Raw genomic sequence first — 26,617 nt, forward strand, 5'->3', positions numbered from 1 at the left:
GAAATTGAATCGTTTCAGCTTAACTGAGAAAATAAGCGCTAAACTGCTTCATCTCGACGTGCAAGATAGCGCTGAAACGTTTCAAGAAGTCTTGTCTTTTCTACAACAGGTTGCAAGAAAAGTTACATTTCTTGTTGCAGAATTTAGAAGTGCAGCACATTTCTTCTTCAGCTCAGGGGAATTTGCTGATGTTCAGCAAACAGGTTCAGCACGCTTCAGCGAGGCGGCGCGAAAGTGAAATGCCATTTTGATTTTTTGTAGCAATCTTGACTTTACCCTCTGTTTATTTAATGACGGGCGGCGTAAACTCCGCCTCTCTCTGTTACTCGCAAAGACTGAACATGCATAACACCCCCGCTGCCGCCTCACCAAAGCCCTTTGATTTGACGTCAACGGCGTTTTTGATTGTTGCTTTCCTCACCGGTATTGCCGGTGCGTTACAAACCCCTACGCTGAGCCTATTTCTGACCAACGAAGTTCACGCCCGTCCGGCGATGGTCGGCTTCTTCTTTACCGGGAGCGCCATCATTGGCATTTTCGTCAGCCAGTTTCTTGCCGGTCGTTCAGACCGAAAAGGCGATCGCAAAAGCCTGATCGTTTTTTGCTGCCTGCTCGGGGTGTTTGCCTGCCTGCTGTTTGCCTGGAACCGTAACTACTTCATTCTGCTGTTTGTGGGCGTCTTCCTGAGCAGCTTCGGCTCTACCGCCAACCCGCAGATGTTCGCCCTTGCCCGCGAGCACGCGGACCGCACCGGGCGGGAAGCGGTGATGTTCAGCTCAATACTGCGTGCTCAGGTGTCGCTGGCCTGGGTAATTGGTCCCCCGCTCGCCTACGCGCTGGCGATGGGTTTTGGCTTTACGGTGATGTACCTCAGCGCAGCCGTGGCCTTCGTGGTATGCGGCGCGATGGTCTGGTTCTTCCTGCCCTCCATGCGTAAAGAGCCGAAAGTGGCGACCGGTACGCTGGAGGCACCGCGACGTAACCGGCGCGACGCGCTGCTGTTATTCATTATCTGTACGCTGATGTGGGGAACGAACAGCCTCTATATCATTAATATGCCACTGTTTATTATTGATGAGCTGCATCTGCCGGAGAAGCTGGCCGGGATCATGATGGGAACCGCCGCGGGGCTTGAAATCCCAACCATGCTGATTGCGGGCTATTACGCGAAGCGCTTCGGCAAGCGCTTTTTGATGCGCATCGCCGCCGCTGCCGGGCTGCTGTTTTATGTCGGTATGCTGACGGTCCATACGCCAGCGCTGCTTCTTGCTTTACAGCTGCTGAACGCCATTTACATCGGCATTCTGGCCGGTATCGGCATGCTCTATTTCCAGGATCTGATGCCGGGTCAGGCGGGCTCTGCCACCACCCTTTATACGAATACCACCCGCGTGGGCTGGATTATTGCAGGCTCACTGGCGGGCGTGGTGGCTGAAATCTGGAACTATCACACGGTGTTCTGGATTGCGATGGTGATGTGCGTCCTGACGCTGAGCTGCCTGACGCGCATAAAAGACGTTTAAGGCGCGGTGAGCGCTTCCAGCTCAAGCAGATAAGTAATGGCCTGCTGGCGCGTACTGCCGCACATTTCGGCGGTGGGCTGTAGCCCGGAGCACACTTTCGGGCGTAACGGCGAGCCAAAGATCATGCACAGGTTGGATTCCGAGAGCTGAACGCAGCGGGTATTGGCAGGCTTGCCGTCCGGCATGCCTGGAATGGGACTTGAGATGGACGGTGCGGTACAGCACGCGCCACAATCGGAACGACAATCCATACATGCTCTCTGTGGGTGGCAAATGCCCGCGTGGTCGGGCATTGCGCGCACAGTAACACCTTTTATGTATTGATAGCAAAAGCCACGAATTCCGCTTGCCTGAAAGGCCGCGCGCGAGTAATTTGGCGCGATATTTTTTACCTTCCGTATACAGGATTACTGCAATGCCAAGAGCGAACGAAATTAAGAAAGGTATGGTACTGAATTACAACGGCAAACTGCTGATTGTGAAAGATATCGACATTCAGGCACCAAGCGCCCGTGGCGCAGCAACGCTGTACAAAATGCGTTTCGCCGATGTCCGTACCGGCCTGAAAGTGGAAGAACGTTTCAAAGGTGACGATATCGTGGATACCGTGACCCTGACCCGCCGCTACGTTGATTTCTCATATGTCGACGGTAACGAATACGTGTTCATGGATAAAGAAGATTACACCCCGTATATCTTCACCAAAGACCAGATCGAAGAAGAGCTGCTGTTTATTCCTGAAGGTGGAATGCCGGACATGCAGGTGCTGACCTGGGATGGCGTGCTGCTGGCGCTGGAGCTGCCGCAGACCGTTGATCTGGAAATCGTGGAAACGGCGCCGGGCATTAAAGGCGCGTCTGCAAGCGCGCGTAACAAACCGGCTACCCTGACGACCGGTCTGGTCGTACAGGTGCCTGAATACCTGTCAGCGGGCGAGAAGATCCGCATCCATATCGAAGAAAAACGCTATATGGGTCGCGCTGACTGATAGTGGCGTTTGCCCGGTGGCGGCTTCGCCTTACCCGGCCTACAAATACACAAAAACCGGCTTCAGCGCCGGTTTTTCGTAGGCCCGGTAAGCGGAGCGCCACCGGGCAATTCCGTCTACAGAAGCTCAGGATATTTCGTCATTTTCAGCGCCAGCTCAATACCGCGCACTTCCGCCATGCCCTTCAGGCGACCAATCGCCGAATAGCCCGGATTCGTTTTCTTGCGCAGATCGTCCAGCATCTGGTGCCCGTGATCCGGACGGAACGGGATAGGACGCACATCGCCCGCCTGTTTACGCCGTACTTCTTCAGCCAGAATGGCATCTACCACCGCAACCATATTCACGTCACCGCCAAGATGCGCGGCTTCGTGGAAGGTTTTCGGGTTCTCTTCCCGGCAGGTTGCGCGCAGGTGGGTAAAGTGAATGCGATCGCCGAAGGTTTCGATCATCCGCACCAGATCGTTATCCGCACGCACGCCATAGGAGCCCGTACACATGGTAAAGCCGTTGTAGATGCTATCCACCGTCTCCTTCAGCCACTGCATATCGTCGATTGTCGACACGATACGCGGCAGGCCAAGGATAGGACGCGGAGGATCGTCCGGATGGACCGCCAGGCGCACGCCCGCTTCTTCGGCCACCGGCACGATAGCGCGCAGGAAATGCGCCATGTTTTCACGCAGCTGGTTTTTATCGATATCGCCGTATTCCGCCAGGCGCGCGCGGAACTGGTCGAGGGTGTATCCTTCTTCCGCCCCCGGCAGGCCCGCGATGATATTGCGGACCAGTTTGTCTACGTCCGCTTCACTGGCGGCTTTAAACCACGCCAGCGCCTGCTGCTGCTCTTCGGCGGTATAGTCGGCTTCCGCGCCTGGACGCTTCAGAATGTGCAGCTCGAAAGCCGCAAACGCGATTTGATCGAAGCGCAGCGCTTTCGAACCATCGGCCATTTCATATTCCAGGTCGGTACGCGTCCAGTCCAGAATCGGCATAAAGTTATAGCAAACGGTATCAATACCGCAGGCCGCCAGGTTACGAATGCTCTGCTGATAATTCGCAATCCAGGTTTCACACTCGCCGGAGTGGGTTTTAATGTCTTCGTGAACCGGAATACTTTCCACGACAGACCAGGTTAACCCCTTCTCAGCCAGCTGTGCCTGACGCTTTTGAATTTCCTCAACCGGCCACACCTGACCGTTCGGAATATGATGCAGCGCCGTGACTACACCCGTTGCGCCAGCCTGACGCACATCATCAAGAGAAACCGGATCGTTCGGCCCGTACCAACGCCAGGTTTGTTCCATTGCCCCACCCTTTCAAGTTGTTATACCAATACATGTTAGCTCAATGACGACTACCATACATGTTTAATCGGAGTGGTCAACACAGCGCGCGACATTGATTGATCAAACTCACATAACGGGGATATTTACGGCTTACCAATTTAATTTGTTGTCATATAACTTTACACTGACGTTGTTAATTAATGGTTAATCAGGTGTGTACTACATGAAGACTATTGCTTCCACCGCGCTTCCTGCTCATGTCCAGCAGCCCCGCTACGATCGCCAGCAGTTACGCTCCCGCATCGTCCATTTCGGCTTTGGTGCGTTCCACCGGGCGCATCAGGCGTTGTTAACAAACCGGGTGCTGAACGCCAAAGGAGGCGACTGGGGAATTTGTGAGATTAGCCTCTTTAGCGGCGATGTCCTCATGAGCCAGCTCCGGGCGCAGGATCATCTTTTTACCGTGCTTGAGAAAGGTGCCGAAGGTAACCAGCCGATTATTATTGGTGCGGTAAAAGAGTGCCTGAACGCAAAACTCGACTCGCTGGCGGCCATTATTGAGAAGTTCTGCGAACCGCAGGTAGCAATTGTCTCCCTCACCATAACCGAAAAAGGCTACTGCATCGATCCGGCGACGGGAAAGCTGGATATGCAAAACAGCCGCATCCTTCACGATCTGGAGCACCCGTCTGAGCCGCATTCCGCGCCGGGAATTCTGGTCGAAGCGCTTCATCGCCGCCGCGAACGGGGCCTGCCGGCGTTTACCGTGCTCTCCTGCGACAATATCCCCGACAACGGTCACGTGGTGAAAAACGCCGTACTCGGCATGGCCGCAAAGCGTTCCGCAGAGCTGGCCGGATGGATAGAGACGCACGTGAGCTTCCCCGGCACCATGGTCGACCGAATCGTGCCCGCCGCCACCGACGCCTCGCTCGCGGAAATCACCCGGGAGCTGGGGGTTGACGATCCCTGCGCCATCAGCTGTGAACCGTTCATTCAGTGGGTGGTGGAAGATAATTTTGTCGCCGGGCGCCCGGAGTGGGAGGTTGCAGGCGTACAGATGGTTGACGACGTCCTGCCCTGGGAGCAGATGAAGCTGCGGATGCTGAACGGCAGCCACTCCTTCCTCGCTTATCTGGGCTACCTTGCCGGTTACGCGCACATTAATGAATGCATGCAGGACGACAGTTTCCGCGAGGCAGCCCGCAGACTGATGCTGAATGAGCAGGCCCCTACGCTGCGCATCACCAACGTCGATCTGACGGCGTATGCCGACAGCCTGCTTGACCGCTTCGCCAACCCGGCGCTACAGCACCGTACATGGCAAATCGCCATGGACGGCAGCCAGAAGCTGCCTCAACGCATGCTGGATGGGATCCGCGTCCATCTTGAACGTAAGACCGCCTGGCCATTTCTGGCGCTGGGGGTGGCGGGCTGGATGCGCTACGTCAGCGGTACGGATGAACAGGGCAACGCCATCGACGTGCGCGACCCTCTGAGCGAAAAGTTTCAGGCGCTTGCTGAAGCCAGCAGCGACGCGGAACGCGTTAATGCCCTGCTGGCGCTTAAAGAAATCTTTGGCGATGACCTGCCGCAAAACCCGGTGTTTGTCGAGGCGATAACCGGAGCGTACCAGCGCCTCGTCCGGCTCGGCGCGCGTCAGGCCGTTATCGAAACGTTAAAAATTTAGCGATTATTGCGTTTAAGGCGAACGGTTATGCGCTCCGTTCGCCCTCCCTCTTCTCAATGCCCGTTTTTTTCGTCAGGATGATAGATAATTGTTACGACATCACAATTATCTATCGGAGCGCACGTGACCAAAACCAACCTGATCACCGGTTTTCTCGGCAGCGGTAAAACTACGTCCATTCTGCATTTGCTGGCCAATAAAGATCCGGCGGAAAAGTGGGCCGTGCTGGTCAACGAATTTGGCGAAGTGGGGATCGACGGCGCGTTGCTCGCCGACAGCGGTGCAATGGTGAAAGAGATCCCGGGCGGGTGTATGTGCTGCGTGAATGGTCTGCCGATGCAGGTCGGCCTGAATACGCTGCTGCGCCAGGGTAAGCCGGACCGCCTGCTGATTGAGCCCACCGGCCTGGGTCATCCGAAGCAAATCCTTGATTTACTCACCGCCCCGGTATACGAGCCATGGCTTGAGCTGCGCGCGACGCTTTGCCTGCTTGATCCCCGCCAGCTGCTGGATGAAAAAGCGATCGGTAACGACAATTTCCGCGATCAGCTCGCCTCGGCAGACATTATCGTGGCGAATAAATCCGATCGCGCGACGGCCGAGAGCGAGGCCGCGTTCGAAGCCTGGTGGCAGCAGGCTGGCGGTGGACGTCGGTATGTTCAGACAACCCAGGGCAACATTGACGGCGCCCTGCTCGACCTTCCCCGCCTTAACCAGACGCAACTGCCCGCCAGCGCAGAGCATTCGCACAGCCACGGCGTGAAGCAAGGCCTGGCCGCACTGAGCCTGCCGGAACATCAGCGCTGGCGCCGAAACCTGAACAGCGGCCAGGGGCACCAGGCGTGCGGATGGATCTTCGATGCCGATACGGTTTTCGACACCATTGGTATACTGGAGTGGGCGAGACTGGCTCCGGTTGAGCGGGTAAAAGGGATCATGCGCACCCCGGATGGTCTGGTTCGCATTAACCGTCAGGGCGAGGATTTCTTCATAGAAACCCAGAACGTCGCACCGCCCGACAGCCGGATAGAGTTAATTAGTGCGGTTAATACCGACTGGAATGCCCTCCAGTCAAGCCTGTTGAAGCTTCGTTTAAGTTTGGGCGGCTAACGTTGCCGCTGGTTTTATTCAGTGCTGAAGACTATGACGACTCGACTTCCTGCTATTTTATTGCTTAATGCTGCCGGCCTGGCGATCTTTTTCTCCTGGTATCTTCCGGTGGATCACGGTTTCTGGTTCCCGCTGGATTCCGGACTTTTCCACTTCTTTAACCAGGCGCTGGCGAAGAGCGAGGCCTTCCTGTGGCTGGTTGCGATCACCAACAACCGCGCCTTTGACGGCTGTTCGCTGCTGGCAATGGGCTGCCTGATGCTCTCCTTCTGGCTGAAAGAAGACAAAACGGGTCGTCGCCGTATTCTGATTATCGGCCTGGTGATGCTGCTGACCGCCGTGATTATCAACCAGCTGGCGCAGCATCTGATGCCGGTTAAACGCGCCAGTCCGTCGCTCTCCTTCCCGAACATTAACCGCGTCAGCGAGCTGCTGCATATCCCAACCAAAGATGCCTCGAAGGACAGTTTCCCGGGCGACCACGGTATGATGCTACTGATTTTTGCTGGCTTTATGCTGCGCTACTTCGGTAAAAAAGCCTTCGCCATCGCCCTGGTTATTGTTGTGGTATTCGCATTCCCGCGGGTAATGATTGGTGCGCACTGGCTGACCGATATCGCCGTGGGCTCATTCACGGCGGTGTTGATTGGCTTACCCTGGGTACTGATGACCCCGTTGAGCGATCGCTTAATAGGTATTTTTGATCGCTATCTTCCCGGCAAATTTAAACAAGTCGAAAACAAATAAATAACGCAAATTAACACCATTCATCAGGGATTGTTTTCGATCCCTGACTCCCTTCTTACCGGCGTCATTCACCCCTGTCATCTTCCCGTCATACTATTCGTGATAAAAATGAAGAAATTGCAGGGATTAGCGTCAGAAATGGCGGCGTTTTGAGCATTTCCACGCTGTAACGTTGTGTATCACAATTTCTTATAAAAAAAGGGACTTTTTTGCTCGCAATACCCTGAGCAATCGGTTAACCTCGAACTCGTTTTGCCCCACTGAGACAATTATTATCGTGGTGAATAATTTTGTGCGTTGCGCCACAGTTTTCACCATAAAGAATTGTCTCATTGTGAACAGATAATTAGTCTCGTCACGGTTGGCATTTTTATAACGATATTTTCGTTAAGGACTTCAAGGGAAAACAAACAAAATGGTCAAATCTCAACCAATCTTGAGATATATCTTGCGGGGGATCCCGGCGATTGCAGTGGCGGTTCTGCTTTCGGCATGTAGCACAACGAATACCGCGAAGAATATGCATCCTGAGACGCGTGTTGTGGGAATGGAAGATTCCTCTTCACTGCAAGCCTCTCAGGATGAATTTGAAAATATGGTACGTAATCTCGACGTAAAGTCGCGCATTATGGATCAGTATGCTGACTGGAAAGGCGTGCGTTACCGTCTGGGCGGCAGCACCAAGAAAGGCATCGATTGTTCTGCGTTCGTACAGCGTACGTTCCGCGAGCAGTTTGGGTTAGACCTTCCGCGTTCTACTTATGAACAGCAGGAAATGGGCAAGTCCATTTCGCGTACTAAACTGCGCACGGGAGATTTAGTCCTGTTCAGAGCGGGTTCAACCGGTCGGCACGTTGGCATCTATATCGGTAACGATCAGTTTGTCCATGCTTCCACCAGCAGCGGCGTGACGATTTCCAGCATGAACGAACCTTACTGGAAGAAACGCTACAACGAAGCTCGCCGCGTTCTGAGCCGTAGTTAATCTTGCTGTCGTATCGTGGGTTATCCCTTGGCTGGCGATACGATAAAAAAAAGCACTGCTCCGGCAGTGTTTTTTTTTGCCCGTTACACTGATAGACATCCAGCGGCATTTCAGGAATCACGACATCTATGTTTACCCGCTACTTCTCCAGCAATCGCAAGATACTGTTTCTCAGTTTTCTTACGGGGTTATTCACCGCCCTGCTTCTGGGGGCGTTACAGTTTTACTGGAGTTATCACAAGCGAGAAGTCAGGTTCGACACCCTCATTACGGATTTAAGCGTCTATATGGAGGGCTATTTTGACGAGCTCAAAACGTCCATAGATACGCTCCAGCCGCTCACGCTGAACAGCTGTGACGAAGTCAGCGCGGCGCTGACCTCACGCGCGGCCTTCAGCATTAACGTGCGCGCCTTTTTGCTGGTCAGGGATAAACAGGCCTTCTGCTCTTCGGCAACTGGTCCGATGAATACCCCGATGGAAACGCTTATTCCTCAATTACATATCAGCAAACCTGTTGATATCGCGCTCCTGCCGGGCACGCCCATGCTGCCGGATAAGCCCGCGATTGCCATCTGGTATCGCAATCCGCTGGTAAAAGACGGCGGCGTGTTTACTTCCGTCAACCTCAACCTGTCGCCATACCTTCTCTACACCTCGCGTCAGGATGAGTTTGCCGGCATTGCCATCGTCATAGGCGATTCTGCGTTATCCACCCGGTCCGAAATGCTGGTTCAGGCGAGTGATTTGCCTGACGTCCCTGCGCGCACCGCCACGCTGAAAAATATTCCTTTGACCGTTAACGTCTATGCGCAGGCCTGGACGACCGATGAAGTGCTGTACGCCGTCTTTTTCGGCCTGGTCTGCGGCATCGCGGCGGGTCTGCTGAACTTTTATATTCTCACTATCCGTCTGAATCCCGGGAAAGAGATCCTCACGGCCATCAAGCGCGACCAGTTTTACGTGGTCTATCAACCCGTCGTGGATGCGCAGTCGCTCAAAATGACCGGGCTGGAAGTCCTGATGCGCTGGAAGCATCCGGTGATGGGTGAAATCCCACCGGACGCCTTTATCACTTTCGCTGAAGCGCAGAAGCTGATCGTTCCGCTGACGCTGCACCTTTTTGACCTGATCGTTCGCGATGCCCCGGTTCTGCAAACGCGGCTTCCGCCCGGCGCCAAGTTCGGGATAAACATCGCACCCGGTCATCTGCATGCGGAAAGCTTTAAAGAAGATATGCTCGCCTTTGCCGCTGCCCTGCCACCCGATCACTTCCAGATAGTGCTGGAAATAACCGAGCGCGACATGATTAACCACCGCGAGGCTAATCAACTGTTCGAATGGCTGCACGATGAAGGTTTTGAAATCGCCATCGATGATTTTGGCACCGGCCACAGCGCGCTGATCTATCTTGAACGCTTCACCATGGATTACCTGAAAATAGATCGCGGTTTTGTCAACGCCATCGGGACGGAGACCGTCACCTCGCCGGTGCTTGACGCGGTGCTGACGCTGGCGGGACGCCTGAATATGTTAACCGTCGCCGAGGGCGTTGAAACACCTGAGCAGGCGGCGTGGCTGCGCGAGCATGGCGTGAACTATCTTCAGGGCTACTGGATCGGCCGCCCGATGCCGCTGGAGGAGTTTAAGACGTGGCAACCCGACGTCACGCTCGGGGAATAATTTCACAATCGCGGCGCAGTCACTTATTATTCTCCTCAACCGAGCCTGCCTGTGAACAAAGGGATCCGCCGCACGATGATTATGCGCGTTGTAGTGATGCTGTTGGCGCTGGTGAGCCTGTCGAGCCAGGCGCAGTCCATCAAAGAAAGCACGGCCTTTGCCGTCATAGGCGAGCCGAAATACGCGGTCAACTTTACCCACTACGATTACGTGAACCCCGCCGCACCCAAAGGCGGGAACGTGACGCTTTCCGCCACGGGAACGTTTGATAACTTTAACCGCTTTGCCCTTCGCGGCGTGGCGGCAGCCCGAACCGAATCCCTCTATGACACGCTGTTTGTCACCTCCGACGACGAGCCCGGTAGCTATTATCCCCTGGTTGCCGAGAACGTGCGTTACGCCGATGATTTTAGCTGGGCAGAAATCGCGATCAATCCGCAGGCGCGTTTTCATGACGGCTCCCCGGTTAGCGCCCGCGACGTGGCGTTCACCTTTCATAAATTTATGACCGAGGGCGTACCGCAGTTTCGTCTGGTGTACAAGGGCACCACGGTGAAAGCCATCGCCCCGCTGACCGTGCGAATCGAACTGAGTGAGCCGAACAAAGAGAACATGCTGAGCCTGTTCTCCCTGCCCGTCATGCCTGAATCGTTCTGGAAAAACCATAAGCTGAGCGATCCCCTCTCTACCCCGCCGCTGGCCGGAGGACCCTATCGCATTACCGACTGGCGCATGGGCCAGTATGTGATCTATTCCCGCGTAAAAGATTACTGGGCTGCCGCGCTGCCGGTAAACCGTGGCCGCTGGAACTTCGATACCCTCCGCTACGACTACTATCTTGATGACAACGTGGCCTTCGAGGCGTTTAAGGCAGGCGCGTTTGATTTACGTGTCGAGAACAGCGCCAAAAACTGGGCTACCCGGTATATCGGAAAAAATTTCGCGAAAGGCTATATCGTTAAAGACGAACACAAAAATGAATCTGCGCAAGATACGCGCTGGCTGGCATTTAACATCCAGCGTCCGGTGTTTTCCGATCGTCGGGTGCGTGAAGCCATTACCCTGGCGTTTGATTTTGAATGGATGAACAAAGCGCTGTTCTACGGAGCCTACAGCCGGGCGAACAGCTATTTTCAGAATACCGACTACGCCGCCCGTGATTATCCCAACGCGGATGAACTGGTTCTGCTGGCTCCGATGAAAGCGCAGCTGCCGCCGGAGGTGTTCACCCGCGTATTTGAACCGCCCAAATCCGACGGAAACGGGTTCGACCGTGAAAATCTGCTGAAAGCCAGCAAGCTGCTGGATGACGCCGGGTGGGTGCTGAAAAACCAGCAGCGGGTGAATGCCAAAACCGGTAAACCCCTGAGCTTCGAACTGCTGATTGCCTCCGGCGCGAACGACCAGTGGGTGCTGCCCTTTAAGAAGAACCTTGCCCGGCTTGGGGTGATCATGAATATTCGCCAGGTGGATATCGCGCAGCTTACCAACCGCAAGCGCAGCCGCGATTACGACATGATGCAGAGCCTGTGGGCCGCGCAGCCGTGGCCGAGCTCAGATCTGCAAATCTCCTGGGCATCGGGCTATATCAACTCCTCCTACAACGCACCGGGCGTCAGGAGCCCGGTGATTGACGCGCTGATTGCGAAAATCGTGGCCGCTCAGGGCGATAAAGAGAAACTTCTGCCGCTCGGGCGCGCGCTTGACCGGGTGTTAACCTGGAACTATTACATGCTGCCGATGTGGTACATGGGTGAAGATCGCGTGGCCCGCTGGGACAAATTCTCCCTGCCAGCCGTTCGCCCGGTTTATACGCTTGGTTTTGATACGTGGTGGTATGACGTGAATAAAGCCGCAAAACTGCCCGCAGCGCGGCGTTAAGGAGTGACGATGGGCGCTTATCTTATCCGCCGGCTGCTGCTGGTGATCCCGACGCTGTGGGCCATCATCACCATTAACTTTTTTATCGTGCAGATTGCTCCCGGCGGCCCGGTGGACCAGGCGATTGCGGCAATAGAATTTGGTCACGCTGGCGGCATGCCGGGCGGCGGCGGCGAAGGGATGGGCGCCAGCCATGCCCGGACGGGCGTAGGCAATATCAGCGAAAGCCACTACCGGGGCGGCCGTGGGCTGGATCCGGAGGTGATCGCCGAGATCACCCACCGCTATGGTTTCGACAAGCCGCTGCACGAGCGTTATTTTAACATGCTCTGGGATTACGTCCGTTTCGATTTTGGCGACAGCCTGTTTCGCAGCGCCTCGGTGTTAAACCTGATCAAACAAAGCCTGCCGGTGTCCATCACGCTCGGGCTGTGGGGAACGCTGATAATCTATCTGGTCTCCATTCCGCTGGGGATCCGCAAAGCGGTCCACAACGGTAGCCGTTTCGATATCTGGAGCAGCACGTTCATTATTATTGGCTACGCGATCCCGGCGTTTCTGTTCGCCGTGCTGCTGATTATCTTTTTTGCCGGCGGCAGTTATTTCGACCTCTTCCCGCTGCGCGGGCTGGTTTCCGCGGATTTCAGCACGCTGCCGTGGTATCAAAAAATCACCGACTACTTCTGGCACATCACGCTTCCGGTGCTGGCGACGGTTATTGGCGGCTTTGCGGCGCTTACGATGCTCACCAAAAATGCCTTTCTCGATGAGATCCGCAAGCAGTACGTGGTCACCGCCCGCGCCAAAGGGGTCGGTGAAAAGCAGATTATGTGGAAGCACGTTTTTCGCAACGCCATGCTGCTGGTGATTGCCGGTTTTCCCGCCACGTTCATCAGTATGTTTTTTACCGGCTCGCTGCTGATAGAAGTGATGTTCTCTCTCAACGGATTAGGGCTGCTGGGCTATGAGGCCACCGTCTCCCGTGATTATCCGGTGATGTTTGGCACACTGTACATTTTCACCCTGATCGGCCTGCTGCTGAATATCATCAGCGATATCAGCTACACGCTGGTCGATCCCCGTATCGATTTTGAGGGCCGCTGATGTCGCGTTTAAGCCCCGTCAATCAGGCCCGCTGGGCTCGCTTTCGCCACAACCGTCGCGGCTACTGGTCCCTGTGGATCTTCGCCGTCCTGTTCGCCTTAAGTCTGTGTTCGGAACTGATTGCCAACGATAAACCCCTGCTGGTGCATTTCAAAGACCGCTGGTACGTGCCGGTACTTACTACCTATAGCGAAAGCGATTTTGGCGGTCCGTTTGCGACGCCAGCCGAGTATCAGGATCCCTGGCTGCGTGAACAGATCGCGCAGCACGGCTGGGCGATCTGGGCACCGATTCGCTTTGGCGCGAACAGCATCAACTATGCCACCTCCACCCCCTTCCCTTCCCCGCCTTCCTCGCAGAACTGGCTGGGAACGGACGCGAACGGCGGCGATGTGCTGGCGCGCATTCTTTACGGCACCCGCATCTCGCTCCTGTTTGGACTGATGCTGACGCTCTTTTCCAGCATCATGGGCGTCGTGGCGGGCGCCGTGCAGGGCTATTACGGTGGAAAAATCGATTTGTGGGGGCAGCGCGTGATTGAGGTCTGGTCCGGTATGCCGACGCTGTTTCTGATAATCCTGCTTTCCAGCGTGGTTCAGCCTGGCTTCTGGTGGCTGCTCGGGATCACCGTCCTGTTCGGCTGGATGGCGCTGGTCGGCGTGGTGCGCGCGGAGTTTCTGCGCACGCGAAATTACGACTATATTCGCGCCGCACAGGCGTTAGGCGTGAGCGATCGCGCAATCATCTTCCGCCATATGCTTCCCAATGCGGTGGTGGCGACCCTCACCTTCCTGCCGTTTATTTTGTGTAGCTCCATCACCACCCTGACGTCGCTCGATTTTTTGGGCTTCGGTTTGCCGCTGGGCTCACCGTCCCTTGGCGAACTGCTGTTACAGGGCAAAAACAACCTTCAGGCCCCCTGGCTGGGCATCGCCGCATTCCTTTCCGTGGCGGTGCTGCTTTCCCTGCTGATTTTTATTGGCGAAGCCGTGCGCGATGCCTTCGATCCCAACAAGGCGGTATGACATGACCCGGCCTCTTCTGAGCATAGAAAACCTGTCGATTGCGTTTTCAAAGCAGGGCGAATCACGCACGGTAGTGACGGATTTATCGTTGCAGATCCAGCGCGGAGAGACGCTGGCGCTGGTTGGGGAATCCGGTTCCGGTAAAAGCGTCTCGGCACTTTCGGTGCTGCGCCTGCTCCCTTCCCCGCCGGTCAGCTATCCGCAGGGAGACATTCTGTTCCATGGGCAATCGCTGCTGAATGCGGATGAGCAAACCCTGCGCGGCATTCGCGGCAATAAAATTGCCATGATTTTCCAGGAGCCGATGGTGTCGCTTAACCCACTGCATACGCTGGAAAAACAGCTCTATGAAGTGCTGTCACTTCATCGGGGGATGCGTAAAGAGGCGGCGCGGGGTGAAATTCTGGACTGCCTGGAGCGCACCGGCATTCGTCATGCGGCGAAACGACTGAACGATTTCCCGCACCAGCTTTCCGGCGGCGAGCGTCAGCGCGTGATGATCGCGATGGCCCTGCTGACGCGCCCCGAGCTGTTGATTGCGGATGAACCCACCACCGCGCTGGACGTCACGGTGCAAGCGCAAATTCTGCAACTGCTGCGCGAGCTTCGCGACGAGCTGAACATGAGCCTGCTGTTTATTACGCACAACCTGAGCATCGTGAAAAAGCTTGCTGACGCGGTGGCCGTGATGCAAAACGGCCGCTGCGTAGAACAGAACAGGGCATCCGCCCTGCTGAGCGCGCCTCAGCACCCGTATACCCGGCGCCTGCTGGACAGCGAACCTTCTGGCGACCCGGTTCCGCTTAACGCCGACAGCGCGCCGTTGCTGAAGGTTGAGGGGCTGTCGGTGTCATTCCCGATCCGCAAGGGCATTTTGCGCCGCGTGGTTGATCATAATCATGTCCTGAAAAACATGAGCTTCTCTCTGCGTGCGGGTGAGTCGCTTGGGCTTGTGGGCGAATCCGGCTCGGGCAAAAGCACCACCGGCCTGGCGCTGCTGCGCCTGATTGCCTCGCAGGGAGACATTCTCTTTGACGGCATGCAGCTGCAAAACCTGAGCCGCCGCCAAATGCTGCCCGTCCGCCCGCGCATGCAGGTGGTATTTCAGGATCCGAACTCTTCGCTGAACCCGCGGCTAAGCGTGTTGCAGATTGTCGAGGAGGGCCTGCGCGTCCACCAGCCCGCGCTGACGGCACAGCAGCGCGAAAGTGAGGTGAAGCGGGTGCTGGCGGAAGTCGGGTTAGATCCCGAAACCCGCCACCGCTACCCGGCAGAGTTTTCCGGCGGCCAGCGCCAGCGTATCGCGATTGCCCGCGCGCTGATCCTGAAACCGGAGCTGATCGTGCTGGACGAGCCGACGTCCTCGCTGGACCGCACCGTGCAGGCGCAGATCCTGACGCTGCTGAAGGGGCTACAGGAAAAGCATCGGCTGGCCTATATCTTTATCAGCCACGATTTACAGGTGGTGCGTGCGCTTTGCCATCAGGTGGTGGTATTGCGGCAGGGAGAGGTTGTTGAGCAAGGAGAGTGCCAGCGCGTATTTACCGCGCCGACGCAGGATTACACGCGCCAGCTATTGTCCGCTGACTAGCACTCAGAAAGGATATTGACCGGAGAACGGTTCGGCAATCGCCACGCCGAAGTTTTTCAGGCGGCAGGTCGCGGCAAACTCATCCTGGCTGTTAACAAACAGGCACGGCTCACCTTCACATTCCAGCACGGAGCTGTCTACTTCGATGTCCGTCAGCGCCTGGCTGAGACGTTCCATAACCGGCCACGCGTTTTCATCGCTCGGGCTGAGCAGCTTGAGCGCCACCAGGCAATTATCCTCCCCTGCAACGCTTTGCGGAATCGGTTCAACTTTCGAACCTGCAAAACCCGTCGACCAGCGATAGCTCTGGGGCAAGCGATGGACAATGGAGAGTTGTAATGTATTCACGTTCAGTTCCCCGGAAGCAAATTTACTTCACAATTTATTTACATTTATAGTAACACATCATCGCCAACCTGCACTGTTTAGCGGATTTTATAGGCGTCACAGGCTCGCGTCGGCGCTATATGTACCCGTTTCTGCGATCTAACTCAACCTTTTTAAATACAACGATGTGACTTTTTACATAAATAGATTTTACATAAAAGAAACAAACACAGGGTAAACGAACGAAGGGTTGGTTGATATGGGTCAACAAAAAGGCCCGTATCGGGCCTTAAGCGTTCATTTATGCGCCGTCTTACGCGGCCGGCTGGCATACAGATAGAAGAGGATGGAGCTGGTCGCGCAGAGGGCGATCGCCCACAGCATCGGCCAGGCGGTATTAAACGTCGCCATTGAGAGCAGCGCTCCGACTATAGCGCCAATCCCGAAGCGGAACGTCCCTGCCAGCGACGAGGCGGTGCCCGCCATATGCGGGAATTCGTCGAGGATCACCGCCATCGCGTTGGATGAGACCATCGACACGCATCCGACAAACGCCGCCACGCCCACCACCAGCGCCCAGAAGCCGACGCCTAACAGCGCGCTCACCACCAGCCAGATAGCCATCACGAACTGGATCCACAGCCCGGCGCGGAACATATTCAGCGCCCCGACCCGCCGGACAAAGCGGCTGTTGATAATGGTCATGACAAACAGGAACACGATATTCAGCGCGAAGTAGTAGCCAAAGTGCTGGGGTGACACGTGGTTCAGTTCGATGTACACAAACGGCCCCGCGCTCAGAAACGAGAACATCCCGGCAAAGCTAAAGCCGCTGGCCAGCATATAGCTCAGCACGCGCTTATGGCGAAACAGCGAGGCAAAGTTGCCAAGCGTGGTACGAACGTGAAACTTCTGGCGTCGCTCGACCGGCAGCGTTTCATCGATAAAGACGAAGATCATGACCGAGGCCAGCAGCGCGGCAATCGCCAGGATCCAGAAAATCGCATGCCAGCTGAACCATACCAGCACCGCCCCGCCCACCATGGGAGCGACCAGCGGCGCAATGGTCGTGACCAGCATGACAAACGACATCATGCGCGAGAACTCTTCCTTCGGGTAAACGTCACGCATCAGCGCGTTGATGACCACGCTTGCCGCAGCCGCCGCCAGGCCATGGAAGAAACGCATCACGATCAGCTGATCGATACTCTGCGCCAGCGCACAGGCCACCGCCGCCGCGGCAAATATCAACGTTCCGCCCAGAATAACCGGTTTACGCCCCAGGCTGTCAGCCATTGGGCCATAAAAAAGCTGGCCGAGCGCGAACCCAAGGATGTAGGTGCTGAGCGTCATCTGCGCGCTGCCCGCCGGTACGCCAAACTGCGCGGAAATCACCGGCAGCGCGGGCAGATACATATCGATAGACAGCGGCATCAGCATGGCCAGCAGGCCAAGGATAAACACAATTTTAAACGACGAGTGTGGCCTGGTGGTCACAGGGTTCTCCTGAATTTAGCGTGAAGGCAGCCCGACGCTGGCGATCTCTTCTTCCGTCAGCGGGCGATATTCCCCTGGCGCCAGGTCGGGATCGAGCTCAATCGCGCCGATACGTTCACGATGCAGCCCCACCACGTGGTTGCCCACGGCGGCAAACATACGTTTCACCTGGTGGTAGCGGCCTTCACTGATGGTCAGACGGACGTCCGTTGGGGTGATGACTTCCAGCACCGCCGGTTTGGTCAGATCCTTTTCATTATGCAGCTGAACGCCTTTCGCGAATTGCTCTGCCGTGTCATCTGAGACCGGCGATTCCAGCGTCACCCGATAGGTTTTCTCACAGTGATGGCGCGGGGAGGTGATGCGGTGCGACCACTGCCCGTCATCGGTCATCAGCACCAGGCCGGTGGTATCAATATCCAGACGCCCTGCCGCATGCAGCTTGTGCGCCACAGGCTCATCCAGGAAGTAGAGCACCGTCGGGTGATCCGGATCGTCCGTTGAACAGACGTACCCTTCCGGTTTGTTGAGCATGAAGTAGCGCGGGCCATTCTGCTGGGTCAGCGGGTTGCCGTCATACTCCACCTCGTGGTCGGGCTGGAGTTTAAAAGCGCTGTCTTTCACAATGTCGCCGTCCACGGTTACGCGGCTGGCGCGAATTTCACGCCCGGCAATAGCGCGGCTTACGCCGAGTTGCTGAGCGATAAACTTATCAAGTCGCATGAAATCTTTTTAGCCTTAATGGTGCTGGAAGTCGGACTACGCGTCCGAAAAAGAAGCAGTCAGAAATAGTTCAGTATAATGGTCTGGTTGCGCCACTCAAGGGAAAAAGTTTCGTGGCATACTATATGCGAGTTAACTGAATAGAGAAGCCATGACTTTCACACTACGCCCCTATCAGCAGGAAGCCGTTGATGCCACCCTCGCCTGGTTTCGCAAGCACCGGGAACCCGCCGCCATCGTGCTCCCGACCGGAGCCGGTAAAAGCCTGGTGATTGCCGAACTGGCGCGCCTGGCCCGCGGGCGCGTGCTGGTGCTGGCGCACGTCAAAGAGCTGGTGGCGCAAAACCACGCCAAATACTGTGCGCTCGGCCTGGAGGCCGACATTTTTGCTGCCGGGCTGAAGCGCAAAGAGAGCCACGGGAAAGTGGTGTTTGGCAGCGTACAGTCGGTCGCCCGCAACCTGGACCTGTTTCGCAGCGAGTTTTCCCTGCTGATTGTCGACGAGTGTCACCGCATCAGCGATGACGACGATAGCCAGTATCAGCAAATCCTCACTCACCTGAAAGCGGTGAATCCTCAGATACGTCTGCTTGGCCTGACCGCCACGCCGTTTCGTCTGGGCAAGGGCTGGATTTATCAGTTCCATTATCACGGTATGGTGCGTGGCGACGAAAAAGCCCTGTTCCGCGACTGTATCTATGAGCTTCCGCTGCGCTACATGATCAAGCACGGCTACCTGACGCCCCCGGAACGGCTGGATATGCCGGTCGTGCAGTATGATTTCAGCCGCTTACAGGCGCAGAGCAACGGGCTGTTCAGCGAGGCGGATCTTAACCATGAGCTGAAAAAACAGAAGCGGATCACGCCGCATATCATCAGCCAGATTGAAGAGTTCGCGCAAACGCGTAAAGGGGTGATGATTTTTGCTGCCACCGTCGAACACGCGCGCGAAATCACGGGGCTGCTGCCCGCCGACGACGCGGCGTTAATTACCGGTGAAACCCCCGGGCCGGAGCGCGACAGCTTGATTGAGGCTTTCAAAGCCCAGCAGTTCCGCTACCTGGTGAATGTCTCCGTATTAACCACCGGGTTTGACGCCCCGCACGTCGACCTGATTGCGATCCTGCGCCCGACCGAATCCGTCAGCCTGTATCAGCAGATTGTCGGGCGCGGGCTGCGCCTGGCGCCGGGCAAAACCGACTGCCTGATCCTCGATTACGCCGGTAACCCGCACGATCTCTACTCCCCGGAAGTGGGCACGCCAAAAGGCAAAAGCGACAACGTGCCGGTACAGGTATTTTGCCCGGCCTGCGGGTTTGCCAACACTTTCTGGGGCAAAACCACCGCCGACGGCACGCTGATTGAGCACTTTGGCCGCCGCTGTCAGGGCTGGTTTGAAGACGACGACGGTCATCGCGAACAGTGCGACTTCCGCTTCCGCTTCAAAAACTGCCCGCAGTGCAACGCCGAGAACGACATCGCTGCCCGCCGTTGTCGGGAGTGTGACACGGTGCTGGTCGACCCGGACGACATGCTGAAAGCGGCGCTGAAGCTGAAGGATGCGCTGGTGCTGCGCTGTTCCGGCATGGCGCTACAGCCCGGCGCGGATGAAAAAGGCGAGTGGCTAAAGATTACCTATTACGACGAGGACGGCGCAGACGTCAGCGAGCGGTTCAGGGTTCAGACGCCCGCCCAGCGAACCGCGTTCGAGCAGCTTTTTATCCGCCCGCATACCCGCACGCCCGGCGTGCCGCTGCGCTGGATAACCGTGGCGGATATCGTGCACCAGCAGGTGCTGCTGCGCCATCCCGATTTCGTTGTCGCCCGCAAAAAAAGCCAGTTCTGGCAGGTGCGTGAGAAGGTCTTTGACTATGAAGGGCGCTTCCGGCGGGCGAACGAATTACGCGGTTAGCGGGACTTTTCGTTGATGCGCGCGCCATTTGAGTATAAAATGCCGCCCGCTTCACATCCGTGAGGCAGAACACTCACCTGCTGCTGGGTCGCCTGTAGCAGGGTTTTAAATACAGAGAGAAATCAATGTTCACTATCGAAGCAGAAGTACGTAACGTGCAGGGTAAGGGTGCGAGCCGCCGCCTGCGTACCGCTAACAAGTTCCCGGCTATCGTTTACGGTGGCGAAGCTGCTCCAGTTGCTATCGAACTGGATCACGACAAAGTATGGAACATGCAGACTAAAGCTGAATTCTACAGCGAAGTTCTGACCATCGTTGTTGGCGGTAAAGAAGAAAAAGTGAAAGTTCAGGCTGTTCAGCGTCACCCGTTCAAGCCAAAACTGTCTCACATCGACTTCGTTCGCGCGTAATCGCAAACCTGTCGAGAAAAACCCCGCTTCTGCGGGGTTTTTTTATGGCCGTTATTTACCGCCTGAGGTGCGACGCTGGAGCTGATCGCGCAGGTTCGGCGGCGTACCTTTAATGGTCAGCGTGTCGGTGGCCGGATCCCAGAAGATACGTTCCCCGAGCAGCATGGCATCAAAGTTGATGGTTAACCCACCGCCGCTGCCGGCAAATTTCGTCAGCTGACGCAGGGTGCTGCGATCCGCCGGGAAGCTCTCTTCCAGCTCATAGCCTTTGTCCGCAGTAAATTCCTGGAAGCTGACTTCGCTAACGCCCGCCAGCTCTTTGGACAGCGACTCCAGCTCAATCTCTTCCCCGGCCTGTAACTGCTCGTTACAGTAGCTGTAAACCTGCTGACGCACGTTCTGACGCTCAGACTTATCAAGCTGCGCCTCAGCCGTAAAGTCATCCACCGCCTGGAGCAGACCTTTATTCTGCGCTTTGGCGTTCAGCCCTTCGCTGGCGCCGAGGAAGTCCATAAAGAAATCTGCCACTTTGCGGCCCACGCGGCCTTTGAGGAAGGTCAGGTAGCGCGTCGATTCCGGGTTGGTTTCCCATTCGGTTAAATCGATACGCGCCACAATATCCGCATGGTTGATATCCAGATAGTGCGTTGAGCTGATATCCAGCTGCTCGTTCACGCGCATGCTGCTTAAGTTATTCAGCACGGTCACCAGCAGATACTCTACCGCCAGATAACGGTAGTGGCAGAACAGGACGATACCGCCATCGGCGAAGGGATATTTCGCCAGTTCGTCACGCAGACGGCCCGTGGCAGCGCGGCTGAACGCCAGGAAATCCTCTTCGCCCTGACGTTGCAGGCGCAGGCTATCCGCCAGCTCGCTCTCTTCGCTGAACAAGCCATAGGCTTTATTTTTCGCGCTGTAGACGCGATGCAGCTCCGCCATCATCTCGACAACGGTAGGCGTTGGTTCCAGTAACGAATCGCGCAGCACCACTTCAAGGGTTTGCTCATCACGCTTGATAAGCTGGTGCAAGGCAATCTGGTTGATTTCCAGACTCATGATAAACTCTCCTTTTAGACCGGGCGGTATTCAACCATCACCAACGCATGTGTGCAACAGAAGATAAAAAAGGGGAAAAAAAGCTGTTGCTACGGTAATATGTCGCCCTTCTCTCAACAAACTGATTTTGATTTATGCCACAACATTCCCGCTACAGTGACGAACACGTTGAACAACTGCTCGGTGAGCTGGTCAACGTACTGGAAAAACATAAAACGCCAACCGATCTCTCCCTGATGGTTTTGGGAAATATGGTTACCAATCTGATTAATACCAGCGTTGCTCCGGCTCAGCGTCAGGCGATCGCCAAATCTTTCGCCCAGGCATTGCAGTCCTCCGTTAGCGACGACCAGGCACACTAAGGGAAACGAACAACAGTTTATGGTGACGAATCGTCAGCGCTACCGTGAAAAAGTCTCCCAGATGGTCAGCTGGGGGCACTGGTTTGCCCTGTTCAACATTCTGTTGGCGATGGTGCTCGGCTGCCGTTATCTGTTTGTGGCGGACTGGCCAACCACGTTAACCGGGCGAGTCTACTCGTGGATGAGCCTTGTTGGTCACTTTAGCTTTCTGGTTTTCGCCACCTATCTGCTGATCCTGTTCCCTCTGACGTTTATCGTCATGTCGCAGCGGCTGATGCGCTTCCTGTCCGCTATCCTTGCGACGGCGGGCATGACCCTGTTGCTTATCGACAGCGAAGTCTTCACCCGGTTCCACCTGCACCTGAACCCTATCGTCTGGGAGCTGGTGATTAATCCGGATCAGAACGAGACCGCGCGCGACTGGCAGCTGATGTTTATCAGCGTGCCAATTATCCTGCTGATTGAAATGCTGTTCGCCACGTGGAGCTGGCAAAAGCTCCGCAGTCTGACCCGACGCCGCCATTACGCGAAGCCCGTCGCGGCGCTCTTTTTCGCCTCATTTATCGGTTCGCACCTGATGTATATCTGGGCAGATGCGAACTTCTACCGCCCGATTACCATGCAGCGCGCAAATCTGCCGCTCTCCTATCCGATGACGGCGCGTCGTTTCCTGGAAAAACACGGCCTGCTGGATGCGCAGGAGTACCAGCGTCGTCTGGTGGAACAGGGTAATCCGGAAGCGGTTAGTGTGCAGTATCCTTTGAGCGATCTGAAATATCGCGACATGGGCCGCGGTCAGAACGTGCTGCTAATTACCGTTGATGGCCTGAACTATTCTCGCTATGAGAAACAGATGCCTGCCCTGGCTGAATTCGCGCAGAATAACATCGCATTTACTCAGCATATGAGCTCCGGTAATTCGACCGACGCGGGTATTTTCGGCCTGTTCTACGGCATTTCACCGAGCTATATGGACGGCGTGCTGTCTGCCCGTATTCCGGCCGCGCTGATTACCGGGCTTAATCAGCAGGGCTACCAGCTGGGGCTGTTCGCCTCCGATGGCTTCAACAGCTCGCTGTACCGCCAGGCGCTGCTGTCTGATTTCTCACTGCCTGCCGCGCAGAGCCAGTCTGACGATCGGACCGCTGACCAGTGGATAGACTGGCTGAAGCGCTATGCGCAGGAAGATAACCGCTGGTTCTCCTGGGTTGCGTTTAACGGCACAACGCTTGATGACAGCAATCAGAAAGGCTTCGCGCGCCGCTATAGCCGTGCGGCGGGTGACGTCGATGCGCAGATCGGCCGCGTACTGACCGCCCTGCGCGACGCGGGCAAGCTGGACAATACGGTCGTCATTATTACGGCGGGACACGGCGTGCCGCTCGGCGACGAGGCGAAGGGCATGGAATGGTCGCGTCCCAACCTGCATGTTCCTCTGGTGATCCACTGGCCGGGCACGCCCGCGCAGCGCATCAACATGCTGACCGACCACAAAGACGTCATGACCACGCTAATGCAACGGCTGCTGCACGTCAGCACGCCGGCGAATGAGTACTCGCAGGGACAGGACCTCTTTAGCGCCACGCGCCGTCATAACTGGGTCACGGCTGCCGGCGGAAATACGCTGGTGGTGACCACGCCGACGCTGTCCCTGGTGCTCAACAGCAACGGGAATTACCAGACGTATAATCTCGAAGGTGAGAAGCTGAAAGATCAGAAACCGCAGCTCAGCTTGCTGTTGCAGGTGCTGACAGACGAGAAGCGCTTTATCGCTAACTGATTATTTATGAATCAGTTAGCGCTGCTTTCCCCTTGCAATCAAAAAGGAATCGAGTAGTATTCCTTTTATGCGTCGGCACGTAGCGCAGCCTGGTAGCGCACCGTCATGGGGTGTCGGGGGTCGGAGGTTCAAATCCTCTCGTGCCGACCAAAAATACACAAAAAAAACCAGCCGCTTATGGCTGGTTTTTTATTGCCTGTACCCACATGCAGTAGGGTCAGTGCTTCTCACGCCCACCGAGAAAGAAAATCCCCAGCGGAATCGCAAGCAGGACGGTGAACACCAGACTGTAAACAAAGATCATCGCCGATTGCAGGACAAACATGCTGGTTGTCCACGCAGAGAGCGGAATGTTGTACTGCTCAATCACACCGACAATGGTTGCGCGCCCCACGCATGCGGCAGCAATCATAAATACAACCAGTAACGCCAGCAGAAACTTGCGGCCTTCAGGTGTCTTCAGTTTTTCCCCTACCATCTCTCCTCCCTTTACAGATAAATAACAATAATTAACGCGTAAAATAACACGATCGCCGCCCCGACTCCAACGCAGCATTAAACACCACAAAAAGAACACTAAAGCAGTGTATTACTCCATTTAAATTGAAAACATGAGTAAATTGCGCCAACCATTCACGTACATTATGTTAGTCTTTACCGGATCGTTTTGACAAAAAAGGAATGACAGTGAAAAACGCACCTAAATTTGCCATCGCCCTCCTCGCCGCTGCGTGCGCCAGCACCAGCGCTTTTGCCAGCGAAACTCAGAAAGAGCAGCCGCTGGAAAAAGTTGCCCCGTATCCGCAAGCGGAAAAAGGGATGAAGCGCCAGGTTATTCAGCTCCCGGCCCAGCAGGATGAAGCAAATTTCAAAGTTGAGCTGTTAATCGGCCAGACGCTGGAAGTGGACTGCAACCAGCATCGTCTGGGCGGCAAGCTGGAAAGCAAAACGCTGGAAGGCTGGGGTTATGACTACTATGTCTTCGACAAAGTAACGTCACCGGTCTCTACCATGATGGCGTGTCCGGACGGCAAGAAAGAGAAGAAATTTATTACCGCGTATCTGGGTGATAACAGTCTGCTGCGCTATAACAGCAAGCTGCCAATTGTCGTCTATACGCCGGAAAACGTAGATGTGAAATATCGCGTGTGGAAGGCAGATGAGACTGTCGGGCAGGCGGTAGTTCGTTAAAAAAAAGCCGGGTGGCGCTCACGCTTACCCGGCTTTTTTACGCTACAGCGCGATATCCGCAACCGGCTTGTTTTCTGCCTGTGGCTTCAGCTCCGCCTTTGGCGCCGCATCCGCAGCCTGCGGTTTGACGTATTGCAGTTGCAGAACGCGGCTGGTGTATTCCAGCTCTTGCTCCGTGGCGTCAACGTTACCGTTCAGCTTCGTACCGTAAGATGGAATAATGGTTTTCAGCTTCGCCTGCCATTCCGGGCTGGACACTTTATCCTTAAACACTTTTTCCATCAGGTGCAGCATGATTGGCGCAGCGGTAGACGCACCAGGGGATGCCCCCAGCAGCGCGGCAATGGTGCCATCCTTATCGCTCACCACTTCGGTACCCAGACGCAGTACGCCGCCCTCTTTCGGATCGCGCTTGATGATCTGTACACGCTGACCCGCCTGCCACAGACGCCAGTCTTCTTTCTTCGCCTGCGGATAGTACTCTTTCAGCGCCTCGAAGCGTTCGTCATCAGAAAGCATCACCTGGCTAATCAGGTATTTCACCAGATCAAAGTTATCCAGCCCAACGTCCATCATAGGTTTGACGTTCGACGTCGTGGTCGCGCTCAGCAGATCCCACAGGGAACCGTTTTTCAGGAACTTGGTAGAGAAGGTAGCGAACGGCCCGAACAGCACCACGCGCTTACCGTCCAGCATACGGGTGTCGATATGCGGAACGGACATCGGTGGCGCGCCAACGGAGGCCTGACCGTACACTTTAGCCAGATGACGGTTAACCACTTCCGGGTTTTCCGACACCAGGAACTGGCCGCCGACCGGGAAGCCCGCGTAGTCGTCAGCTTCCGGAATACCGGACTCCTGCAACAGTTTCAGCGCCGCACCGCCCGCACCGATAAACACGAACTTCGCCTTAATGACATGCTCGGCTTCGTTGTTTTTCAGATCGGCAACGGTCACGCTCCAGCTGTTATCCGCGTTGCGCTTGAAACCACGCACTTCAGAGCTGAGTTGCAGGTTGAAGTTCTCTTTTTTCTTCAGAGAGGCCACCAGCTGACGGGTGATTTCACCGTAGTTAACGTCAGTACCAATTTCAGTGCGGGTCGCCGCCACTTTCTGGTTTGGATCGCGTCCTTCCATGACCAGCGGTGCCCACTCTTTGATTTGAGCGTGATCTTCAGAGTATTTCATCCCGCGGAACAGCGTGCTCTGTTGCAGGGCAGCGTAACGCGCGCGCAGGAAATTGACGTTTTGATCGCCCCACACAAAGCTCATGTGCGGTACGGTGTTGATGAAGGAGTGCGGATTGTGCAACACGCCGCTGTTCACCTGGTGAGACCAGAACTGGCGTGAGATCTGGAACGCTTCGTTGATCTCTACCGCCTTCTCGATACTAATGGAACCGTCCTTTTTCTGCGGCGTATAGTTCAGTTCCATAAGTGCCGAGTGCCCCGTCCCGGCGTTATTCCAGCCGTTAGAGCTTTCCTGCGCCACGCCATCAAGGCGCTCGACCATGGTCATGGACCAGTTCGGCTCTAATTCCTGAAGATACGTGCCCAGCGTAGCGCTCATGATGCCGCCACCAATTAAAAGGACATCCGTTTCCTGCTCTTTTGGTGCGTCAGCTTTCGCCGCCAGCGAGACGGCGTTCAGCCCCACGGCCAGTGAAAAGAGCACGGCAGTCATTTTTTTCATCATTTATGCCTTAGTTGAATAGTGCTTGATGCGTAGAAATTACAGGTGA

The 26,617-nt window shown here is 55.7% G+C and carries 24 protein-coding genes and 1 tRNA gene; 17 read left to right on the plus strand and 8 right to left on the minus strand.

What is annotated here, in order from left to right; all coding sequences use genetic code 11:
• Nucleotides 1–341 precede the first annotated feature (341 nt).
• Complete coding sequence (gene setB / locus DBR02_RS01345; RefSeq protein WP_107533394.1) at nucleotides 342–1,523, plus strand: sugar efflux transporter SetB; 1,182 nt, start codon at nucleotides 342–344, stop codon at nucleotides 1,521–1,523.
• Here setB and DBR02_RS01350 read toward each other — a convergent pair.
• On the minus strand, nucleotides 1,520–1,774 hold the full coding sequence (locus DBR02_RS01350) for a YkgJ family cysteine cluster protein (RefSeq protein ID WP_063450332.1): 255 nt from the start codon (nucleotides 1,772–1,774) through the stop codon (nucleotides 1,520–1,522). The two genes, setB and DBR02_RS01350, sit on opposite strands and share 4 nt — an antisense overlap.
• Before the next feature lie 164 nt (nucleotides 1,775–1,938).
• Between DBR02_RS01350 and yeiP the strand changes: the two genes are divergently transcribed.
• Nucleotides 1,939–2,511, plus strand: coding sequence for an elongation factor P-like protein YeiP (yeiP, locus tag DBR02_RS01355; protein WP_014884579.1), 573 nt, complete (start codon nucleotides 1,939–1,941; stop codon nucleotides 2,509–2,511).
• A 116-nt stretch (nucleotides 2,512–2,627) separates the two neighbouring features.
• On the opposite strand, the gene uxuA is transcribed toward yeiP, so the two are convergent.
• Nucleotides 2,628–3,818, minus strand: a complete 1,191-nt coding sequence (gene uxuA, locus DBR02_RS01360; protein WP_063868292.1) for a mannonate dehydratase — start codon at nucleotides 3,816–3,818, stop codon at nucleotides 2,628–2,630.
• Nucleotides 3,819–4,023: 205 nt separating this feature from the next.
• Between uxuA and DBR02_RS01365 the strand changes: the two genes are divergently transcribed.
• From DBR02_RS01365 to yejF, 9 genes are all read left to right on the plus strand, one after another.
• Nucleotides 4,024–5,490, plus strand: a complete 1,467-nt coding sequence (locus DBR02_RS01365) for a mannitol dehydrogenase family protein (RefSeq protein ID WP_107533395.1) — start codon at nucleotides 4,024–4,026, stop codon at nucleotides 5,488–5,490.
• 123 nt (nucleotides 5,491–5,613) lie between these two features.
• Nucleotides 5,614–6,600, plus strand: a complete 987-nt coding sequence (locus DBR02_RS01370) for a CobW family GTP-binding protein (protein WP_107533396.1) — start codon at nucleotides 5,614–5,616, stop codon at nucleotides 6,598–6,600.
• Nucleotides 6,601–6,633: 33 nt separating this feature from the next.
• On the plus strand, nucleotides 6,634–7,347 hold the full coding sequence (locus DBR02_RS01375; protein ID WP_107533397.1) for a phosphatase PAP2 family protein: 714 nt from the start codon (nucleotides 6,634–6,636) through the stop codon (nucleotides 7,345–7,347).
• A gap of 415 nt (nucleotides 7,348–7,762) precedes the next feature.
• Nucleotides 7,763–8,332: a bifunctional murein DD-endopeptidase/murein LD-carboxypeptidase gene (gene mepS, locus DBR02_RS01380; RefSeq protein WP_003859364.1), complete on the plus strand. Its 570-nt coding sequence runs from the start codon at nucleotides 7,763–7,765 to the stop codon at nucleotides 8,330–8,332.
• Between the two features lie 128 nt (nucleotides 8,333–8,460).
• On the plus strand, nucleotides 8,461–10,014 hold the full coding sequence (locus DBR02_RS01385; protein ID WP_063868286.1) for a cyclic di-GMP phosphodiesterase: 1,554 nt from the start codon (nucleotides 8,461–8,463) through the stop codon (nucleotides 10,012–10,014).
• A gap of 75 nt (nucleotides 10,015–10,089) precedes the next feature.
• Nucleotides 10,090–11,895, plus strand: a complete 1,806-nt coding sequence (locus DBR02_RS01390) for an extracellular solute-binding protein (RefSeq protein ID WP_107533398.1) — start codon at nucleotides 10,090–10,092, stop codon at nucleotides 11,893–11,895.
• 9 nt (nucleotides 11,896–11,904) lie between these two features.
• Entirely contained in the window at nucleotides 11,905–12,999 is a 1,095-nt protein-coding gene (locus tag DBR02_RS01395) for a microcin C ABC transporter permease YejB (protein WP_107533399.1), read from the plus strand.
• Entirely contained in the window at nucleotides 12,999–14,024 is a 1,026-nt protein-coding gene (locus tag DBR02_RS01400) for a microcin C ABC transporter permease (protein ID WP_107533400.1), read from the plus strand. The genes DBR02_RS01395 and DBR02_RS01400 overlap by 1 nt, the downstream gene beginning before the upstream one ends.
• Before the next feature lies 1 nt (nucleotide 14,025).
• A complete protein-coding gene (gene yejF / locus DBR02_RS01405; protein WP_107533401.1) occupies nucleotides 14,026–15,615 on the plus strand; it encodes a microcin C ABC transporter ATP-binding protein YejF in 1,590 nt (529 codons plus the stop codon).
• A 3-nt stretch (nucleotides 15,616–15,618) separates the two neighbouring features.
• Here yejF and DBR02_RS01410 read toward each other — a convergent pair whose 3' ends face one another.
• The 3 genes from DBR02_RS01410 to rsuA all read right to left on the minus strand — a co-directional run bounded on the left by DBR02_RS01410 (nucleotide 15,619) and on the right by rsuA (nucleotide 18,162).
• Complete coding sequence (locus DBR02_RS01410; protein WP_003859372.1) at nucleotides 15,619–15,963, minus strand: YejG family protein; 345 nt, start codon at nucleotides 15,961–15,963, stop codon at nucleotides 15,619–15,621.
• A 276-nt stretch (nucleotides 15,964–16,239) separates the two neighbouring features.
• The gene (locus DBR02_RS01420; protein ID WP_063868273.1) at nucleotides 16,240–17,439 is read right to left on the minus strand and encodes a Bcr/CflA family multidrug efflux MFS transporter; all 1,200 of its coding nucleotides are present in this window, start codon (nucleotides 17,437–17,439) and stop codon (nucleotides 16,240–16,242) included.
• Between the two features lie 15 nt (nucleotides 17,440–17,454).
• On the minus strand, nucleotides 17,455–18,162 hold the full coding sequence (rsuA, locus tag DBR02_RS01425) for a 16S rRNA pseudouridine(516) synthase RsuA (RefSeq protein WP_063868272.1): 708 nt from the start codon (nucleotides 18,160–18,162) through the stop codon (nucleotides 17,455–17,457).
• A 151-nt stretch (nucleotides 18,163–18,313) separates the two neighbouring features.
• On the opposite strand from rsuA, the gene DBR02_RS01430 reads away from it, so the two are divergent.
• Together DBR02_RS01430 and rplY are read left to right on the plus strand one after the other, a co-directional pair.
• A complete protein-coding gene (locus tag DBR02_RS01430) occupies nucleotides 18,314–20,074 on the plus strand; it encodes a DEAD/DEAH box helicase (RefSeq protein WP_107533402.1) in 1,761 nt (586 codons plus the stop codon).
• Nucleotides 20,075–20,199: 125 nt separating this feature from the next.
• Nucleotides 20,200–20,484: a 50S ribosomal protein L25 gene (gene rplY / locus DBR02_RS01435; protein WP_063450345.1), complete on the plus strand. Its 285-nt coding sequence runs from the start codon at nucleotides 20,200–20,202 to the stop codon at nucleotides 20,482–20,484.
• Nucleotides 20,485–20,535: 51 nt separating this feature from the next.
• Here rplY and yejK read toward each other — a convergent pair whose 3' ends face one another.
• On the minus strand, nucleotides 20,536–21,543 hold the full coding sequence (gene yejK / locus DBR02_RS01440) for a nucleoid-associated protein YejK (RefSeq protein WP_028016284.1): 1,008 nt from the start codon (nucleotides 21,541–21,543) through the stop codon (nucleotides 20,536–20,538).
• Nucleotides 21,544–21,677: 134 nt separating this feature from the next.
• Between yejK and DBR02_RS01445 the strand changes: the two genes are divergently transcribed.
• From DBR02_RS01445 to DBR02_RS01455, 3 genes are all read left to right on the plus strand, one after another.
• Nucleotides 21,678–21,905, plus strand: coding sequence for a YejL family protein (locus tag DBR02_RS01445; RefSeq protein ID WP_063450346.1), 228 nt, complete (start codon nucleotides 21,678–21,680; stop codon nucleotides 21,903–21,905).
• Nucleotides 21,906–21,924: 19 nt separating this feature from the next.
• A complete protein-coding gene (gene yejM / locus DBR02_RS01450) occupies nucleotides 21,925–23,685 on the plus strand; it encodes an LPS biosynthesis-modulating metalloenzyme YejM (RefSeq protein ID WP_063450347.1) in 1,761 nt (586 codons plus the stop codon).
• Between the two features lie 73 nt (nucleotides 23,686–23,758).
• A tRNA-Pro gene (locus DBR02_RS01455) sits at nucleotides 23,759–23,835 on the plus strand.
• A gap of 67 nt (nucleotides 23,836–23,902) precedes the next feature.
• On the opposite strand, the gene DBR02_RS01460 is transcribed toward DBR02_RS01455, so the two are convergent.
• Nucleotides 23,903–24,163, minus strand: a complete 261-nt coding sequence (locus tag DBR02_RS01460) for a DUF2534 family protein (protein ID WP_045343803.1) — start codon at nucleotides 24,161–24,163, stop codon at nucleotides 23,903–23,905.
• A gap of 203 nt (nucleotides 24,164–24,366) precedes the next feature.
• On the opposite strand from DBR02_RS01460, the gene eco reads away from it, so the two are divergent.
• A complete protein-coding gene (gene eco, locus DBR02_RS01465) occupies nucleotides 24,367–24,876 on the plus strand; it encodes a serine protease inhibitor ecotin (RefSeq protein ID WP_102750725.1) in 510 nt (169 codons plus the stop codon).
• A gap of 42 nt (nucleotides 24,877–24,918) precedes the next feature.
• Here the strand turns inward: eco and mqo are convergent, their stop codons facing one another.
• A complete protein-coding gene (gene mqo / locus DBR02_RS01470; RefSeq protein ID WP_102750726.1) occupies nucleotides 24,919–26,568 on the minus strand; it encodes a malate dehydrogenase (quinone) in 1,650 nt (549 codons plus the stop codon).
• Between the last annotated feature and the right edge of the window lie 49 nt (nucleotides 26,569–26,617).

It is taken from the genome of Enterobacter cloacae complex sp., assembly GCF_900322725.1.
GTDB classification, from domain to species: Bacteria; Pseudomonadota; Gammaproteobacteria; order Enterobacterales; family Enterobacteriaceae; genus Enterobacter; species Enterobacter quasihormaechei.